Below are 16,976 nucleotides of genomic sequence, written 5' to 3' on the forward strand. Positions count from 1 at the left end.
ACATTGGTTACGACCGGCACGAGCCGGTTCAGGACGCGAGAACCTCGTCGAGCAGAGCCTCGGCCTTGTCTTCGTTCGTGTTCTCCGCGAGAGCGAGCTCGCTCACCAGAATCTGGCGAGCCTTGGCGAGCATGCGCTTCTCACCTGCGGAGAGTCCACGCTCGCGCTCACGACGCCACAGGTCGCGAACCACTTCGGCGACCTTGATGACATCGCCGGAGGCGAGCTTCTCGAGATTTGCCTTGTAGCGCCGGGACCAGTTCGTCGGCTCTTCGGCATACGGTGCGCGAAGCACCTCGAAGACCCGGTCCAGTCCCTCCTGCCCGACCACGTCGCGCACACCCACGAACTCCGCATTGTCCGCCGGCACACGAACCGTCAAGTCGCCCTGAGCGACCTTGAGCACCAAGTAGGTCTTGTCCACGCCTTTGATCTGGCGAGTTTCGATAGCCTCGATCAGCGCGGCCCCGTGATGGGGATAGACCACGGTGTCGCCAACCTTGAACGTCATGTGACAGGTACCCCTTCCGTGGCTATCAAGGGTAACACGAGAACTGCTTCTCCTGAATGGCGTTTTCGCAGGTCAGGGCATATCTCGGGGCTTGACAACAGCGACACGCACGTGCTGCGGAAGGTTCTCGGGGGGTGGTATTCGCAGGTCGGAGCGGTTGTGCGGGCAGGGTGAAACACACACGTCACACACATACGAACCACCCCCTGAAGGGGTCGAACGTCCCGTTTTGCCGGATTCCAGATGATGAACTTTCCATACTCCGTTCGGAGGTCGATCACCTGTACGGAGGTAAGTGCCGTTGATCAATGGAATTGATCAACGGCCCCGCGCGATCGGTTATGCGCACGGAATGCGCCACGCTCCATGAATTGATCACCGGCGATATGTGAACGGCATGTGTCGCGCCGTTTCGGCATGCGCGGCCCACAGCGCATTGCCGGGTCCGCGGGCCCGCCAGGGATTACGGGACAGCCCTTAGGGGCGGGTCGGGTGCGGGGCGGGCGGGGCGGCTCGGTAGCCTAAGGCCGCTGACACACCCTTAGGGCGGCTTTACGTCGCTCGCCTCCCGTCCGCAGTCCGATCAAGGAGTTGCCGCCGCCGTGAGCCGCAGCCTTCGACACGGCGCTCTCGCCGCCACAGCCACCGTTCTCTCGATCGCCTCGCTCACCGCGTGCGGTGCGGGCAATGACGCAGCGACGCTCAAGGTAAGGCCGGACGCTGCTGCCACCACCATCGGTGACATCAGCATCCAGAACGCGAACGTCGTCACCCAGCCCGAGCTCACCGCCGAGGGCCCGGCCGTCGTCTCCGCGACGCTGTTCAACAACGGCACGAAGCCGCAGACCCTGGAAGCCGTCACGCTGCCGGGTTCGAGCGCCTCGGTGCAGCTGCACGCCGCCGAGGGCGCCGGGCAGGTCGTGGTCCCGGCCGGCGGCTCGGTGGTCCTCGGCGGCAAGGGCAACGCCTCCGCCGTGATCGAGAACGCCCGCGAGGCCGCCAAGGCGGGCAATGTGCAGTCCGTCGTCTTCAAGTTCAGCTCGGCCGGCGAGATCCCGCTCGGCGCGTTCGTCGTGCCGGCGAAGAGCTACTTCACGGGCTTCGGCCCGAGCACTCTGCCGGTGGCTCCGCAGAAGTCGACCGAGGCGAAGCCGACCAACTCCGCCTCCGGTACGCCGGCGGGCGCCCCGGGAGAGTCGGGGAGCGACGAGGTCACCCCGAGCGACGCCGCGTCCGCCTCGGCGGAGTCCCACTGACCGCACGCGGACCGCTCGCGGGCGCATGACGCGCCGCCACGCGAACGAACGGCGGAGGACGCCCCCTTTTCGGGGGGCGCCCTCCGCCGTTCGCGTACCCGGCTGTCTACGGCTCGAACTTGTACCCCAGGCCCCGTACCGTCACCAGGAAGCGGGGAGCGCCCGGGTCGGGCTCGATCTTGGCGCGCAGCCGCTTGACGTGGACGTCGAGGGTCTTGGTGTCACCCACGTAGTCCGCGCCCCACACCCGGTCGATCAGCTGCATGCGGGTCAGGACCCGGCCCGCGTTGCGCAGCAGCATCTCCAGCAGGTCGAACTCCTTGAGCGGGAGGTCGACCTTGCCGCCGGCGACCGTGACGACGTGGCGGTCCACGTCCATCCGCACCGGGCCCGCCTCCAGGGCGGCCGGCGTGACCTCCTCCGGCTCGCCGCGGCGGCGCAGCACCGCGCGGATGCGGGCGACCAGCTCCCGCGAGGAGAAGGGCTTGGTCACGTAGTCGTCGGCTCCTATTTCCAGGCCGACGACCTTGTCGATCTCGCTGTCCTTCGCCGTGACCATGATCACGGGGACATTGGACCTGCTGCGCAGCTGACGGCAGACCTCCGTGCCGGGCAGGCCCGGCAGCATCAGGTCGAGCAGCACGAGGTCGGCGCCGTTGCGCTCGAACTCGTCAAGCCCGTCCGGGCCCGTGGCCGCGATGGCGACCTCGAAGCCCTCCTTGCGGAGCATGTAGGACAGGGCGTCGCTGAAGGATTCCTCATCCTCGACGACGAGCACTCGGGTCACGGAAGGACCTCCGGGGCAGGGAATGGTTCAAGGGTGTCGGGGTGAGCGGGTCCACGGGGGCCCTCGTCGCCGTTGACGACGGGTGGTCCGTCCGAGCTGCGGTCCCGTTCCCGTACGGAGCCCGCTTCGGGCAGCCGCAGGGTGAAGGTGGAGCCCTGGCCCTCCGAGCTCCAGACGGTGACCTCCCCGCCGTGCGAGGCGGCCACGTGCTTCACGATGGCGAGGCCGAGGCCGGTGCCACCGGTGGCCCGTGAGCGGGCCGGGTCGACGCGGTAGAAGCGTTCGAAGACCCGCTCGCGGTCCTTCTCCGAGATGCCGATGCCCTGGTCGGTCACGGCTATCTCGATCTGGTCCCCGCCCGGCATGGACAGTCGCCTGGCGGCGATGCCCACTCGGGTACGGGCGGGGCTGTAGTTGACGGCGTTCTCGACGAGGTTGCCGAGCGCCGCGGCGAGCTGGCCGCGGTTGCCCCAGATACGGAGCTCCGCGGCGCCGCCCGCAGCCATGGTGATCTGCTTGGAGCCGGCCTGCTGGCGGCAGCGGTCGATGGCCTCGGCCACCAGCTCGTCCACCCGGACCGGTTCGGCGTCCTCCAGCGGGTCGTCGTTCTGCACCCGTGAGAGGTCGATGATCTCCTGTACGAGGTTGGTCAGCCGGGTCGCCTCGATCTGCATCCGGCCCGCGAAGCGTTCCACCGCCTCCGGGTCGTCGGAGGCGTCCATCACGGCCTCCGAGAGCAGCGAGAGTGCGCCGACCGGGGTCTTGAGCTCATGGCTGACATTGGCGACGAAGTCGCGCCGTACCGCTTCTATCCGGCGGGCCTCGGTGAGGTCCTCGACCAGCAGGAGCACCAGCCGGGAGCCGAGCGGGGCGACCCGGGCGGAGACCGCGAGGGCCTCGCCGCGGCCCGTACCGCGCCGGGGAAGGTCCAGTTCGACCTGGCGTATCTCGCCGTCGCGCCGGGTGTCCCTGGCCATGTTCAGCATCGCGTCGACGGCGAGCCGTCCGCCCCTGACCAGTCCCAGCGCATAGGCGGCAGAGCTGGCCTTGACCACGCTGTCGCTCTCGTCGAGCACGACCGCCGAGGAGCTGAGCACGGACAGGACCGTGTCCACCCCGGGCGGCAGGGGTGCGTTGCTGTCGGGCCGCATGGAGGTCCGCGTCGGCTTCTTCTGGTCGCGCTCGCTCCAGCGGAACGCAAGCATGGCGATCACGCCGGTGCACGCACCGCCGATCGCCGCAGCTGCGGCGACTGCCGCGTTCACGTCCATACGTCAAGGTTATGCGGGTCCCGGAGGGCTCTCCCAGCCATCCGAGTGCGTATCCGAACACTCGTCGCCCAGAGTTCACCGAGGAGCAAGGGTTGGTTCACTTGGGCGGCCGGAAGCCGACGCGTACGCCACTCAGGGTGGCAGCGTGGGGTTCGAACCGTGCCCCGGCCTTACACAGAGGACTGGAGAGGGACTTCCATGCGTGACGCGTACCACGAGGAACTCGACTCGATCGGCGAAGGGCTGGTCGAGATGGCCCGTCTCGTCGGGTCGGCGATCGGCCGGGCGACGACGTCCATGCTCGATGCCGATCTCAAGCTCGCGGAGAGCGTGATCGCCGCCGACCAGAAGGTCGACGACCTGCAGCACGACCTGGAGGCGCGGGCCATCGCCCTGCTCGCCCGGCAGCAGCCCGTGGCGACGGATCTGCGCATCGTGGTCACCTCCCTGCGGATGAGCGCCGACCTGGAGCGCTCCGGCGACCTCGCCCAGCACGTCGCCAAGCTGGCCCGGCTGCGGTTCCCGCAGTCGGCGGTGCCGCACGACCTGCACGCCACCATTCTGGAGATGGGGCAGCTGGCGCAGCGCCTGATGGCCAAGGCCGCCGAGGTGATCATCACCAAGGACGTCGACCTGGCGCTCCAGCTGGAGCAGGACGACGACGAGATGGACCTGCTGCACCGCACGCTGTTCCAGCACCTGATGGACGACCGCTGGAAGCACGGTATCGAGACCGCCGTCGACGTGACCCTGCTCGGCCGCTACTACGAGCGTTTCGCGGACCACGCGGTGTCGGTCGCCAAGCGGGTCGTCTACCTGGTGACGGGCGAGTACGCCGACGAGATCCAGCAGCAGACGCCGGTGGAGGGCGCGTAGGCGCACATGGGCGCATCGGGGTCGCACAAGTGTTTCTGCGCACATGCGCCGTTGATGCGCCCGCCGGGGTGGGCATGCAATAGGGGTGGGGCGGCACGCCTTGTCCGTACGCCCCGGCCGTACGCGCGTCGTTGTGGCGTACGGCCCTGTTGTACGCCTTGAGGAGGAACCATGGCCGATTCCCCCACTACCGACCCCCAGCAGGAAGCACCTGCCGAGGTGGTGCACCTGACCCTGCTCGGCGCCTGCGGCTGCGGCTCGGGCTGCGGCTGCGGCTGCCAGTCCGGGGCCCCGTGCCAGTGCGGTGGCTGCTGCGGCTGACCGGCCGACACGGAATGCCGGGGGCCCGTCCGGCCCTGATCCACCGGACAGGCCCGAGTGTGCCCCGCGCGGAGACGAACCGCTCCGCGCGGGGCGCCGCCGTGTGCGGGGCGGTTCGTCTCCGCGCGGCGGCTCTCAGCCCGTCCGTTCGACGGCGGCCTCGGCCCCGGAAGCGGGCTCTCCCCCGCCGCTCTCCGCGACCCGGCCGGCCTCGGACGCCGCCTCGTCCCGGCCCGGAAGGTTCCGCATCAGCAGCCAGTACCCCAGCGCGGCCCCGGTCCCCAGGACGGCGCAGGCACCCCACAGCCACTCGGCCCCGAAGCGGTCGATCACCTGGCCCGACATCAGCGGCGCGATCAGCGCGGCCGCGGACCACGACAACGTGTACATGCCCTGGTAGCGGCCGCGGCCCCGGGCCGGCGACAGCCGGACGACCAGGCTGCTCTGGATCGGCGAGTTGACGATCTCGGCGACCGTCCAGACGCAGATGGTCAGCGCGTAGACCGCGACCGACCCGGCGAACGCGGTCAGCCCGAACCCGTACCCCGCCAGCAGCGACGACACGACGAGCAGCCGGCGCGGGTCGCGGTGCTGGATGAAGCGGGTGACGGGGATCTGGAGCGCCACGATCAGCACGCCGTTGACGGCGACCGCGGTGCCGAAGTCGGAGCTGGAGAACCCGTCGGCCCCCATGGCCACCGGCAGCCCCACGTACCCCTGCTGGAAGATCAGGGCGATGACGAAGGACAGCCCGACGACGGTCATGAACCGGCCGTCGCGCAGCACGGTGGAGAGCCGGACCTCCTCCGCACCGTCGTCGACCGCGCGCCCGGCCACCACCGGCTTGTCCGGCCGTGTCTCGGGCACCTTCATGAAGACGACGACGGCGCAGGCCAGCGTCATCGCGGCCTCGCCGAGGAACCCGGCGAGATAGCTGTACTCGGCGACGAACCCGGCACCGGCCGACGAGACGGCGAAGCCGAGGTTGATGGCCCAGTAGTTGAGCGAGAAGGCCCGCACCCGGTCCTCGGGCCGGACGATGTCGGCCATCATCGCCTGCACGGCGGGCCGCGACGCGTTGCTGGCCATGCCGACGAGGAAGGCGACCGCCGCGATCGCCGCCGGGTGGACCATGAACCCGAGCACGGCCACGGACACGGCCGTCGACGTCTGCGCGATGAGCATGGTGGGCCGGCGGCCGAGCCGGTCGGTCATCACCCCCGCCCCGAGAGAGGAGACGACCCCGCCGAGCCCGTGCAGCGCGGCGACCAGTCCGGCGTACGAGGCCGAGTAGCCGCGGTCCAGGGTCAGGTAGAGCGCCATGAACGTGGCGACGAAGCCACCGAGGCGGTTGACCAGTGTGCTGGTCCACAGCCACCAGAACTGCCTGGGGAGCCCGGACACGGATTCGCGTGCGGCCCGTCTGAGACCGGCGACAGACATACGGAATCCCCCCAGGGAAGCGCGGAACGGACAGCGCCGGTAAGAGGCCCGGCTGCTGTCCGAACGTTACGAATCCTGAATTCCGGTCCGCCACTCGATTGACGCCTGCCGTCAATCGTCCCGCTCCCGGCCGCCCGCCGGGCCCGCCCTGTCCGCCCTGTGACCGGCCGCGCAGCGCCCGTACGGGTTCGATTACGCTCGGGCCCATGGCCGACGCACCGTACAAGCTGATCCTCCTCCGCCACGGCGAGAGCGAATGGAACGCGAAGAACCTGTTCACCGGCTGGGTGGACGTCAACCTCACGGAGAAGGGCGAGAAGGAGGCAGTCCGCGGCGGTGAGCTGCTCAAGGACGCCGGTCTGCTCCCCGATGTCCTGCACACCTCCCTCCAGAAGCGCGCCATCCGCACCGCGCAGCTCGCGCTGGAGTCCGCGGACCGCCACTGGATCCCGGTCCACCGCACCTGGCGGCTGAACGAGCGCCACTACGGCGCCCTGCAGGGCAAGGACAAGGCGCAGACGCTCGCCGAGTTCGGCGAGGAGCAGTTCATGCTCTGGCGCCGCTCCTACGACACCCCGCCGCCCGCCCTGGAGGACGGCACCGAGTTCTCGCAGAGCGACGACCCGCGCTACGCGACGATCCCGCCGGAGCTGCGCCCGCGCACCGAGTGCCTCAAGGACGTCGTCGCCCGCATGCTGCCGTACTGGTACGACGGCATCGTCCCGGACCTCCTCGACGGCAGGACCGTCCTGGTCGCCGCCCACGGCAACAGCCTCCGGGCCCTGGTCAAGCACCTCGACGGCATCTCCGACGCCGACATCGCGGGCCTGAACATCCCGACCGGTATCCCGCTCGTCTACGAGCTGGACGCCGACTTCCGCCCCCTGAAGCCGGGCGGCACGTACCTCGACCCGGACGCGGCGAAGGCCGCCATCGAGGCCGTGAAGAACCAGGGCAAGAAGAAGTAGCACAACCAAAACGAGCCCCCTGTCTGCGGTTCATCCGCGAGGTAGGGGGCTCGTTCCTGCGCCGGGGCCGTCGCTGGGCCGTCTGCTCCAACGTGACCTCGACCGGGGGAAAACGCTTCACAGGCAACTGACTGCCGATCAGGCCGACATCACACATTCAAGTTCAGTATCCGAAATGCTCCGCCCCAGCCCAGGGAAGCCCTCGCCACCGAATCACCTGAGCTTCCCAGGCTCAGCGCGCGAGTTCGATTCTCGTCACCCGCTCCACAATGAAGGCCCTGGTCATTGACCCGGGCTTTTCTTATTGTCTAGTCCAATTTCACGGCGCGTGCCATTCGCGGGCCATGGTCACCCATCCGACCTGCATCGATGGCACGCATGACGTTGCTGGATGCCAGAGGCTCGCCCTCCGGTCCCACGTTGCAGGATCCGCCCCAAGTGGCGTGTGTCATGAGCGGAGTGGACTATCCGCGTCCCGCGCGATCAGCGCCGCACAGCACGTGACGAGGATAGTCCGGGCGGGCGTGCGACAAAGCGCCGCTCGGCCTCAGGAACCGCGGGCGCGGTTCGCTGCCCGGCACTCCGCCAAGTCCTTCCGACATCAACACGGTGCCAAGCCAGCAGTGCGTGGGACGCCACCAGGACCGACTCATCTCAGTGTCGGCCCCAGCGGTGTGTTGATGTGCTCGAAGGCTCAGCGCGATGCCTCGCCTCCGAGGCTTCCGGCACTGATGGCTCCCCGCAGGACGTGAGCGATCTCCTCGGGCTTGAGGTCGATGCCGTCGAGCCCCTCCACGGTCAGCGGGATCTCCTCCAGCGCGTATTCGCCACGGCCCTCGGCGCTGAACTCGGAACCGGTGCGGTCATCGAAGGACCAGGTCGCGATGCGGGCGAGGTAGAAGAGCTGACGCTCGTCGTCGGACTCCATCGTGTGGAGAAGGCTGACGATGTCGGCCTTCCCCGCGATCTCCTCGTGGATCTCGCGGTGGAGGGCGGCCTCCCGAGACTCGTCGCTGGCTTCGACGCGGCCGCCGGGCAGTACCCAATACTCAGAGATGTCGGGCTTGGTGCGGCGAATGACCAGCATCGTGTCGTCAGCGGTGACGAGGACGGCGCGGACTCGTTCGATCATGTCGGTCTGTCTCCTTGCTTGTTGGCGGTCTCAGTGCAGCAGCCAGCCGCCGTCGACGTGGACGGATTGCCCAGTGATGAACGAGGCGGAAGGGCCCACGAGGAACGTCACCAGGGCCGCGACGTCTTCGGGCCGGCCACGGCGAGGGACGCACTGGCGTTTGATCTGGTCCTCCGGGCGCGCACGGTGCTGGGCGGGGATCGCGTCGGCCTCGACCTGGATGGCGCCGGGGTCGGTCAGGTCGGCGTTCGCCGCAATTCCGGGGCTGCCGTCGCGCTCGAAGACGGCGAGGAGGGCGTGGGCGTCGGGGTCCTGGCCGAGGTGGTTGACCGCGACGGTCGCGCCGGCGGCGGCGAGCGCCCGTCCGATCTCGGCACCGATGCCGGTGGCCCCGCCGGTGACGAGGGCGTTGCGGCCCTGGAGCGGGCGGGCCAGGAGAGGGGTCTCAAGCAGGGGCAGGGACATCGCTGGTCCGTTCGCCAGAGTGGGGGTGAGGGGCCGGCGCGGTGGTGAAGAAGGTGTCGATCGTCGTGAGCGGGTCCTGGCTCTCGGCGAGCTTGATCAGTACGAGCAGAAGATCGTGCCCTGTCAGCCGGAAGGCAGGGATGACTCCGAGGATGCGCAGGGCGAGGAATGCGTGGATCTCCTCCAGGCCGCTGCACTGGTGATGCGGAGCGTGTACGCCGGCAAGGTGCCGTGGACGACCTGCGGCGAGAATGCGGTGGGGCTCCGGCTGGGGAGGACAGGCCGAGGCCGGAGTGCCTATCCGGGGCCGTCGGCCAACGGAATGTCCTCGGCGCTGAGCGTCGGATTCGCCAACGGGATCTGTGCGGAGGAGTGCTCGGTGTGGGCGAGAAGGCCGACGAAGGCGACACCCCCGAACTGCGCGGGCTCGCCCAGCGCTACTACGCCCACTCCTTCCGCTTGGCTGCCGAGGCCGGCGATCCGGAGCTGTCGGCGACCGCTCTCCGCGGCCTCGCCGTGCAGTGCGTCGACCTCGGCTACCGGGCCGAGGCCGTCCAGCTCGGTGAAGCCTGCGTGGACTACGGCCGCCACCTCGACAACCCGCGTGCCGTCGCCTACTACGAGGCCACCCTCGCCAACGCCGCCGCCCAGGACGACGATCGCCGCACGGCCACCAAGCACCTCACCATGTCCGAGGCAGCCATCAGCAAGCCAGCCGCTGTGGCCGGTGACTCCTGGGCCGCCCACTACTCCCCGGGCCGCTGGGCCCACGAGTCCGGCATGATCCTCTACCGCCTCGGCGACCTCGGCGCCGCCGAGGAACACCTTCACCTGGCCCTCGACATCCACGGCCTCGACCGCCGCCGCACCCGCGCCATCGTCCTCGCCGACCTCGGCGGCGTGCGCCTGCGCCAAGGCGATGTCGACGGGGCCATGGCCACCTGGCGCGACTTCCTGGACTGCGCCGACGGCATCCGCTCGGTGAAGGTCCAGGCCGCCCTCCAAGACATGCGCGTCCGGCTGACGCGATACAGCGGAGTGCCGGAGGCCCAGGAACTTCGTGAGCGGGCGGCCCGCGTCCTTGAGTGAACCCAGAACTCGTTGCCGGTTGACAGTTTCCGCGCCCCAACCTGCCAAAGCTCAGGATCTTTTGGATTCCGGCAGACTTTGACGCAGACAGCGAAGAAGGGCGAATGGTGGTTCGCGGTGGGCTCCGGCATGACATCCACCGAGACTTGCTGTTGACCGTCGCACTCGGAGGCCTCTCACCTCCCGACGTCCGAGAGTTTTCCAGGTCGGGACGAGTGGGGTGCTCACCATGGCTCCTCGCCCAGATCGCACGGGATGGCTACGTCGGAAACTACACGCACGCCTCCAAGCGCTACGGTATAAAAATCCCGGCACTGAAGGAAGAACTTCTCCGCCTCCAGCTGACTGGGATGCTGTCGCGTGAGGTAAACGACCACGGACTGATCGCCGTAACCGACAAGGGACGCGCAATGCTGGACATCTGCGCCTATCTTCACGCGTACCTATCCGGCTTGACGCCACGAAGTGACTACCTGCTCTACATTTGCAGCCTCCTGGGTATCGACTTTTCGGAAATCACCCCGGATGGCCAGAAGGTGGATTTCGATTTCTATCGAAACAACCAGGAAGACCTGCATCCCGTGACTCGGGCAGGAAACTCCACGCTCATCCTGAATTCTCTTTACTGGACTTCGCAGTACGGGGAAATCGAGTGGCCGCTTCCTCAGTATGGGCTCTCAGGTAGCTGATCGGACTCTACGGACTACCACCGCCTCGCACGAAGTGCCGGACAGGGCCGGGGGGACCACCCTTCACTGACGACCGCTTGCGGACGCAACCCCGGGGATAATCGCTCTGCGACAGCAGCCGGTTGTTCCCCTCGGAACGGTGAGGCGGCGCCTTGGCCACCACGGCCGGGCGTGCCCCAGCCGTACCCCTTGAGGCGGTGAACAGCGGTCAAATCCGGTCGGCAGGGACAGTCTCGATGGAGCCCGACAGGGAAGAAAACTGCAGTTCAGAGACCATGCGGGGCGCCCATGCGCATAGATTCCCAAGCTCAGCGCGCGAGTTCGATTCTCGTCCCCCGCTCCACGCAGAACGCTCGGCTGGGAAGCTCCAGCCGAGCGTCTGACTGAACTGCTGACAACAACCGCTTGACCAGCGGGTTGTTACGCCCTCTTGAATCCGTCACCGGGAGCGGGCTTGTGCCTCCGGCTTGGCCTCCAGGCTGCCATCAGGTCAGATCGTCGGTGTGTCATCGACGATCTCCTTGTGCGGTTCGACAATGAACTTCCAGCCCTCACTGGGCTCCAGGAACCGCACTCGGGTCGGGTAGATGTCCAGGGCGCGGCGGTCGCGGTTCTGGCTGTTCGTGTTCTTCCGCGCCCGGGCCGGCTCCTCGTACAGGTCGACCTTGACGTCCGGCACCGCGACGACTTCCTCGCTCCAGCGCTGAACGACCCCCGCACCGAACGCGTCCCGCGCGGCGGAGTAGAGCGACTCCAGGGATTCCTTGTTCCCGCCGGGCACGAAGAGGGCAAGGTTCAGGAGGACGCCGGCACTCTGGAGAACCTCGATTTCCTCCCCCGCCTCGTCAGCGATCCAGATCCCAGCCTCTTCAGCATTGTCCGGGAGGACGTGAATCTCCTCACCGAAAACTGTCCTCGCAGCGAAGGACCCTCCCTCGAAATTTTTGCCCGGCTCCGTAAGGAAAGCCGGAGCATAGCAGTCGAGAGGAAGGCCACCCATCCCTGCCGAGACGAAGATACCGTCCTGGAGACCCAAGCCTGAAATCTCCTCGGCCGTAAGACGTCGAGCCGTAACCTTCTCGGTATTCACGCCATTCCCCTTTTAATCGCGGCGTCCTGTGAATTCATTAAGACTCTACCACGAAAAGGATCAGCCACTTCCCATTACGCACACCTTCGCGTTCACGGTGACACCGACCAACTCTGCGAGCAATTTCTTCCGGGAGAGCGGCGGACAACTCCTCCTGCATCGCCGAAGAAGAGCAGCATCCATGGTGAAATGCGGCGACACCCAGGAGGCGCCAGGCACTGCTCTCAGCAGCGACGTCGGTCGCCGAGGTGAAGTCGGCCGGATTTCCGACGCGAGGACCGTGCGGGCCAGGGACAACGCAAGCATATTGCGCATTCACGATGCTCTATGTTCACACCGAGGCAAAACACCGAACTGCGCACACCGAGTGACAACTCCTACCGAATAGAAATCGGGTGGACTTTCCGTTTTCAGCGACATGCCGGCGACTACGAACCACCTTGCAAAGCTCCGCGATCACGGAGGTTGGCAGCGGTCTCTGCCAGTTTCGAGATCGCAATCTCAGTCCTGGCCTGCAAAGGTGCGGACGAGAAGCACAGAAGTCCTTACACACATGGGGGGCGCAGCCTGCCGGGTCTGTTGGGAGATGTAAACCGTCGCAGATGCAGCGCCGTCCCCGGGCTCCAGCAATCACCGGCAGGAAATGCGCGACTTCCTCGACTGCGCCGACGGCATCCGTTCGGTGAAGGTCCAGGCCGCTCCCCAGGACATGCAGGTTCGCCTCCGCCGATACAGAGGAGTTCCGGAGGCTCAGGAATTGCGTGAGCGGGCCGCATGCGCCGGAGGCTGACGCTCCCCCCAGCGGCGTCGCTCTCAGCAGCACCCCCGCGGCCATGCCTCCCGGGCCGCCCGAGACCGCTCGATGACGGCCGCCGATGACCAGATCAACAGCCAGTGCCTGACGCGCCGCAAACGCCGGACCAGTTCCCTCCCCCTCTCACCCGGCCTGTTCGCCCGGGTTGCCGCAGAGGCCGCCGAGCTCGGCGGCGAGGGCCGCGTCGCGCATGCCCGGCAGGGCGTACCCCTCGCTCTCGTCCCACGGGACGTCGACGTCGTCCATGTGGACGTGCCACTCGGCTCCACCGACGGTGCGGCGCAGTTCGGTGACGGAGTCGAGGACATGGACCATCACCGGTATCCACCGGCCGGGGTCGCTCGGCAGTTTCGTGGAGCCGGCGAGGATCTGGTCGTCCTCGTCGTCGTCACCGCCGTACAGATACAGGCTCTCCTCGTCGTCGTACGGGAACGACCGGGCGCGCGCGGCGACCACGCGCTCGACGGCGGCCGACTCGGCGTCGGTCAGCGGCTGTGCCCGGCGGGCGCTGTAGTAGAGGGAAACGCTCATGGTCCGAGCGTATGGCCGGGGTCTGACATCACCGGCCCGTGCTGCCCCAACGCCCTTTCCACACGCCCCGGGAGGCCGGTCCAGGGGCGGCATTCGACCACCGGCAGTCCGTGCCGGGAGGCCTGCCGGAACAGCCAGTGCGAGTACGCGGCGCTGACCTGTGCCCGGTGGTGCTGTTCGCCGCTGCCGGGCTCCCTGGCGGTGTAGTTGGCGAGGATCTGTTCCGGGTCCTGTTCGTGCAGGAACACCGCCCGCACCCGGCGGCCGGCCGCCCGTCCCTCTCGGATGGCCTCCGCCGCGGCGGCCGGGGTGAGGTAGTCGCCCTCGATCACGGCGGGTACGTCGACGGTCAGGCGGTTGCGGACCACGCCCAGCACCGCGGGTTCGAGGGCCCTGGCGGTGGCGATCTGGAGGTCCAGCACCTGGTCGACGGTGAGCCGCGCCGTGTCGGGGATGCCCTCGAAGTGGTGGAGTGCGGGGTGGTGTTCGGCCGTCGTCATGGCCTCGACGGCGCTGACCACGTCGTCGAACTCGATCACGAACCCCTTCGACTCGTCCTGTTCATCGGCCAGTTGGGCCGCCGCCCGGCTCTTGCCGACGCCCGAGGCTCCACCGATCAGCAATATGTCCCATGATGTCGCTGTCACGGGGCGAACGTATCGCGTGGGTTCCGTGTCCGCCGACTGCGCTGGCGCTACGGTGACCCGAAGTACTGGCCCTCGCAAGGGCGGAGCCGACCGGACGGGCCGTGCGGAGAGAGCAAGGAGAGCGGGGAGAGCAACCATGGGCGAGCCCCTGAAAACCTTCGTCGGCGGCGCAGAGGTCGACGTGCCCAACAGCATTCCGGCCATCCGGGACACGCTGCCCGAGGAGCGGCGCGAGGAGTTCGACCGCGCCATCAACGAGGCGGGGGTGCACGAGATCCAGGCCGTGATGCGGCACTGGATGCTGGAGGCCGTACCCGATCCCGAGGCCGAGCGGATCCTGGACCGGCTGGCACAGGACGAGGCCGAGAGGCGGAGCGTCGCTTGAGCTTCCGCATCTCCTACGCACCGCCCGCCGACGACTCCCTGGCCAAGTTGCGCGACGGGGAGACCTTCCGCGCCGAGATGGCACGCACCCTGGGCCTCGACCCGTACGGACACGGGTCGTCGGCCGTCAAGAGCGAGCGCGACCGCCGCGAGGCGACGGTCGCCGGGGCGATCGTGCTCTATTACGTCTCCGGGAGCGTCCTGATCGTCACCGTGGTGAGGCTCGTCCCGCTGCCCTGAGCCGGCGCCGGCCCGACTCCTAGGAACCGGCGGGGACTTCGACGATCCTGCCGTCCTTGTCCACGCTGTGGGTCCGCCAGTACTTGTCCCACTTGTCGTCCACATGCTCGGGGACCTTGTCCTCCGGGTAGCGGACGTACCCCTTCGGCGGGTCCTCGTCGTCGGGCACGCAAGCCGATCCGGTGCTCCCGATCGTCATGACCGGGTACTCGCCGCCGCCGCAGATCGCGTCCTGCATCGAGCAGCCCGTGGTCAGCGCCGCAACGGTCGCGGAGGCCAGGGCGAGCCCGACTGCACAACGGCTCGCGCGGCGCCCGCCCCTCGCGGACGCCGCCCGGCCGATTCGGCTGATCCCGTACATGATCGCTCCTCCGTACTGGCTGATACTCCCAGCCTGCACGGAGCGCGAAACGTCGATCATGAGTACGAATACTCACGCGTGGGGCATCACGTACTCGTCCGCCGCGTGCCCCTACGCCAGCTTCGCGGCCTGCGCCTCGACCACCGCGGTCGGCAGCTCGAAGTCCCCGCCGCCGCCCATCGCGGCCAGGTTCATCGAGGAGAACGAGGCGAACGCGGCGCCCTGGCGCATGGCCACGAGCTTGAACTCCACCTTCTCCCCGCCCTGTTCCAGCTGCACGGTCCAGGCAACCGCCTCCTCGCCGCCCTTGACCTGCTCCTCGGTGATCTTGGCGACCTTCTGCTTCTCACCGGCCGCCGTGAACTCGAAGCCGCCGGCGCACTCGGTGGCCGCGGTGCGCAGCGAGGCGACCGACTCCTGAGCGCCCTTGCCGTCGTACGAACCGAGGGCCAGCTGCGTCGTCGTGATGTCGAACGCCGCCTTGAACGCCTCCTCGGCATCCCCGCTGTCCTGCTTCGCCAGGTCGCCCTTCTTCGGCTCGCTGACGACCGTGCGCTTGGTGAACGCGCCCGGCTCGCCGACCTGCGCGCCCATCAGCGCGTCCGCCAACGGGGCGCAGACCTTCTTCTCCACCTTGATGTCGTCGACGGCGATCGTGTCCTTGGCCGCGGCCTTGGAGATCTTGTGCCCCTTGACGTCGCCCTGGGCCAGCGCGGCCTTCTCCAGCTCGGCGGCGCTCAGCGCCTTGGCCGCGGGTGCGGCGGCCGCGGACTCCTTGCCCTTGGAGTCCGCCCCCTTGTCGCCGGAACCGGAGTCCGAGCCGCCGCATGCGGTGGCGAGCAGGGCCAGGGACACCGCGGTGGCGGCAACAGCGGTACGGCGTATGGCGGTGGAACGCATGGTCCGGTCCGTCTCTATGAGCAGGGTGTTCGGTTTTGCTCACTCTATGAGCGGAAAATGGTTTGATGATCAATCAAGTCGGGCACGGGATGCGATCGTGACTGCGCTGTGATCTTCCTGTGAAGGCGGTGTCCGGGGCCGACGCGATCCACACCGGAACCCGGCGCGGAGGCACAATCACCCCCATGCAGACAGCCGGAACAACCTCAGCCGTTTTCCGCTCCGTTGGGTTGACGGAGGAACGGATCGCCCGATGCGCACCGCTCACCGGAGGCACGTTCAACACGGTCTCCCGGGTGACGCTCACGGACGGCGGCGACTGGGTGGTGAAGATACCGCCGCCCGCGACACCCGGAACGCTGATGGGCTACGAGCGCGATCTGCTGGTCAACGAGGCCACGTTCCACGCCTGTGCGGACGGTTCGGCTCCGGTCCCCCGCGTCCTGCACAGCGAGCTCGACCCGGCCGCGCCCACCGGCCCGTACGTGATCATGTCGGCCTGTCCGGGCCGTCCCTGGAGCGAGTTCGCTCCCGGCTCGCTGTCCGCTGCGGAAGGGTGCCGGCTCCGCACCGACCTGGGGCGGATCGTCGCCCGGCTGCACGCCGTCACCCACCCGGCCGGCTTCGGCTATCCCTCCCTGGCTCTGGGCCCGTTGGCCCCGACCTGGCGGCAGGCGTTCACCGCGATGACCGACGCCGTCCTCGCCGACGCGGACGCCTACCGGGCCCGGCTGCCGCGCCCGACGGCCGGCATCCGTGCCCTGCTCGCCGCCGCGTCGCCGGTGCTCGACGACGTCGCACGCCCCGCCCTGGTCCACTTCGACCTGTGGCAGGGCAACCTCCTCGTCGACGGTGGGCCGGGGGCGCGGAGCATCGGCGGGATCGTCGACGGCGAGCGGATGTTCTGGGGCGACCCGGTCGCCGACTTCGTGTCGCTCGCCCTGTTCGGGAACATGGAGGAGGACGAGGACTTCCTCGCCGGGTACGCGGAGGGCAGCGGGCGACCGGTGGTGTTCGACGCGTCGGTGCGGCTGCGGCTCGCGCTCTACCGCTGCTACCTCTACCTGATCATGCTGGTGGAGACCGTCCCGCGCCGCGCTCCCCAGGAGGACCTGGACTCGGCGTGGACGCATGTCGCCCCGCAGCTCGAATCGGCCCTGGCGGACGTGGAATCGGCGCTGCGGGCCAGGGGCTGAGCCGC

Annotated in this window: 20 protein-coding genes; 9 read left to right on the forward strand and 11 right to left on the reverse strand. The window is 68.4% G+C overall.

Annotated elements, in window-relative coordinates; all coding sequences use genetic code 11:
- Nucleotides 1-28 precede the first annotated feature (28 nt).
- Nucleotides 29-511 (reverse strand): CarD family transcriptional regulator, encoded by a 483-nt coding sequence (locus tag BT364_RS27700; protein WP_006380568.1) that lies wholly within the window; start codon nucleotides 509-511, stop codon nucleotides 29-31.
- Nucleotides 512-1,113: 602 nt separating this feature from the next.
- Between BT364_RS27700 and BT364_RS27710 the strand changes: the two genes are divergently transcribed.
- On the forward strand, nucleotides 1,114-1,767 hold the full coding sequence (locus tag BT364_RS27710; RefSeq protein ID WP_072487965.1) for a copper chaperone PCu(A)C domain-containing protein: 654 nt from the start codon (nucleotides 1,114-1,116) through the stop codon (nucleotides 1,765-1,767).
- Nucleotides 1,768-1,873: 106 nt separating this feature from the next.
- Here BT364_RS27710 and BT364_RS27715 read toward each other — a convergent pair whose 3' ends face one another.
- Together BT364_RS27715 and BT364_RS27720 are read right to left on the reverse strand one after the other, a co-directional pair.
- Nucleotides 1,874-2,554 carry a two-component system response regulator PhoP gene (locus BT364_RS27715; protein WP_072487966.1) on the reverse strand — a complete coding sequence of 227 codons (681 nt, stop codon included), beginning with the start codon at nucleotides 2,552-2,554 and terminating at the stop codon, nucleotides 1,874-1,876.
- Nucleotides 2,551-3,825, reverse strand: a complete 1,275-nt coding sequence (locus tag BT364_RS27720) for a two-component system sensor histidine kinase PhoR (RefSeq protein WP_072487967.1) — start codon at nucleotides 3,823-3,825, stop codon at nucleotides 2,551-2,553. Before BT364_RS27720 ends, BT364_RS27715 begins: the two co-directional genes overlap by 4 nt.
- 198 nt (nucleotides 3,826-4,023) lie before the next feature.
- On the opposite strand from BT364_RS27720, the gene phoU reads away from it, so the two are divergent.
- Together phoU and BT364_RS41760 are read left to right on the forward strand one after the other, a co-directional pair.
- Nucleotides 4,024-4,701 carry a phosphate signaling complex protein PhoU gene (gene phoU / locus BT364_RS27725; RefSeq protein ID WP_072487968.1) on the forward strand — a complete coding sequence of 226 codons (678 nt, stop codon included), beginning with the start codon at nucleotides 4,024-4,026 and terminating at the stop codon, nucleotides 4,699-4,701.
- 171 nt (nucleotides 4,702-4,872) lie between these two features.
- A complete protein-coding gene (locus BT364_RS41760) occupies nucleotides 4,873-5,022 on the forward strand; it encodes a hypothetical protein (protein WP_177328251.1) in 150 nt (49 codons plus the stop codon).
- Nucleotides 5,023-5,157: 135 nt separating this feature from the next.
- Here BT364_RS41760 and BT364_RS27730 read toward each other — a convergent pair whose 3' ends face one another.
- On the reverse strand, nucleotides 5,158-6,465 hold the full coding sequence (locus BT364_RS27730; protein WP_072487969.1) for an MDR family MFS transporter: 1,308 nt from the start codon (nucleotides 6,463-6,465) through the stop codon (nucleotides 5,158-5,160).
- A gap of 206 nt (nucleotides 6,466-6,671) precedes the next feature.
- Here BT364_RS27730 and BT364_RS27735 point away from each other — a divergent pair, with 206 nt between their 5' ends.
- Entirely contained in the window at nucleotides 6,672-7,433 is a 762-nt protein-coding gene (locus BT364_RS27735) for a phosphoglyceromutase (protein ID WP_072487970.1), read from the forward strand.
- Between the two features lie 694 nt (nucleotides 7,434-8,127).
- Here the strand turns inward: BT364_RS27735 and BT364_RS27740 are convergent.
- Together BT364_RS27740 and BT364_RS43985 are read right to left on the reverse strand one after the other, a co-directional pair.
- Complete coding sequence (locus tag BT364_RS27740) at nucleotides 8,128-8,565, reverse strand: NUDIX hydrolase (protein ID WP_072487971.1); 438 nt, start codon at nucleotides 8,563-8,565, stop codon at nucleotides 8,128-8,130.
- A 30-nt stretch (nucleotides 8,566-8,595) separates the two neighbouring features.
- A complete protein-coding gene (locus tag BT364_RS43985; protein ID WP_072487972.1) occupies nucleotides 8,596-9,030 on the reverse strand; it encodes an SDR family oxidoreductase in 435 nt (144 codons plus the stop codon).
- A 381-nt stretch (nucleotides 9,031-9,411) separates the two neighbouring features.
- Between BT364_RS43985 and BT364_RS27750 the strand changes: the two genes are divergently transcribed.
- Nucleotides 9,412-10,119, forward strand: a complete 708-nt coding sequence (locus BT364_RS27750) for an NsdA family TPR-like regulatory protein (RefSeq protein WP_177328252.1) — start codon at nucleotides 9,412-9,414, stop codon at nucleotides 10,117-10,119.
- A gap of 104 nt (nucleotides 10,120-10,223) precedes the next feature.
- Entirely contained in the window at nucleotides 10,224-10,808 is a 585-nt protein-coding gene (locus tag BT364_RS41095; RefSeq protein WP_143166561.1) for a hypothetical protein, read from the forward strand.
- 490 nt (nucleotides 10,809-11,298) lie between these two features.
- Here the strand turns inward: BT364_RS41095 and BT364_RS27760 are convergent, their stop codons facing one another.
- The 3 genes from BT364_RS27760 to BT364_RS27770 all read right to left on the reverse strand — a co-directional run bounded on the left by BT364_RS27760 (nucleotide 11,299) and on the right by BT364_RS27770 (nucleotide 13,890).
- Complete coding sequence (locus BT364_RS27760) at nucleotides 11,299-11,898, reverse strand: hypothetical protein (RefSeq protein ID WP_072487974.1); 600 nt, start codon at nucleotides 11,896-11,898, stop codon at nucleotides 11,299-11,301.
- A 937-nt stretch (nucleotides 11,899-12,835) separates the two neighbouring features.
- Complete coding sequence (locus BT364_RS27765) at nucleotides 12,836-13,243, reverse strand: hypothetical protein (RefSeq protein WP_072487975.1); 408 nt, start codon at nucleotides 13,241-13,243, stop codon at nucleotides 12,836-12,838.
- Nucleotides 13,240-13,890, reverse strand: a complete 651-nt coding sequence (locus BT364_RS27770; protein ID WP_072487976.1) for an AAA family ATPase — start codon at nucleotides 13,888-13,890, stop codon at nucleotides 13,240-13,242. The genes BT364_RS27765 and BT364_RS27770 overlap by 4 nt, the downstream gene beginning before the upstream one ends.
- A 136-nt stretch (nucleotides 13,891-14,026) precedes the next feature.
- Between BT364_RS27770 and BT364_RS27775 the strand changes: the two genes are divergently transcribed.
- Both BT364_RS27775 and BT364_RS27780 read left to right on the forward strand, forming a co-directional pair.
- Nucleotides 14,027-14,275 carry a hypothetical protein gene (locus BT364_RS27775; protein ID WP_072487977.1) on the forward strand — a complete coding sequence of 83 codons (249 nt, stop codon included), beginning with the start codon at nucleotides 14,027-14,029 and terminating at the stop codon, nucleotides 14,273-14,275.
- Complete coding sequence (locus tag BT364_RS27780) at nucleotides 14,272-14,514, forward strand: hypothetical protein (RefSeq protein WP_072487978.1); 243 nt, start codon at nucleotides 14,272-14,274, stop codon at nucleotides 14,512-14,514. Before BT364_RS27775 ends, BT364_RS27780 begins: the two co-directional genes overlap by 4 nt.
- 19 nt (nucleotides 14,515-14,533) lie before the next feature.
- On the opposite strand, the gene BT364_RS27785 is transcribed toward BT364_RS27780, so the two are convergent.
- Nucleotides 14,534-14,875: an SCO0607 family lipoprotein gene (locus tag BT364_RS27785; protein ID WP_256260246.1), complete on the reverse strand. Its 342-nt coding sequence runs from the start codon at nucleotides 14,873-14,875 to the stop codon at nucleotides 14,534-14,536.
- Nucleotides 14,876-14,986: 111 nt separating this feature from the next.
- Nucleotides 14,987-15,775 (reverse strand): hypothetical protein, encoded by a 789-nt coding sequence (locus BT364_RS27790; protein ID WP_072487979.1) that lies wholly within the window; start codon nucleotides 15,773-15,775, stop codon nucleotides 14,987-14,989.
- Between the two features lie 185 nt (nucleotides 15,776-15,960).
- Between BT364_RS27790 and BT364_RS27795 the strand changes: the two genes are divergently transcribed.
- Entirely contained in the window at nucleotides 15,961-16,971 is a 1,011-nt protein-coding gene (locus BT364_RS27795) for a phosphotransferase family protein (protein ID WP_072488056.1), read from the forward strand.
- The last annotated feature ends 5 nt before the right edge of the window (nucleotides 16,972-16,976 follow it).

The sequence above is a fragment of the Streptomyces atratus genome, assembly GCF_900119365.1.
Taxonomy (GTDB): domain Bacteria; phylum Actinomycetota; class Actinomycetes; order Streptomycetales; family Streptomycetaceae; genus Streptomyces; species Streptomyces atratus_B.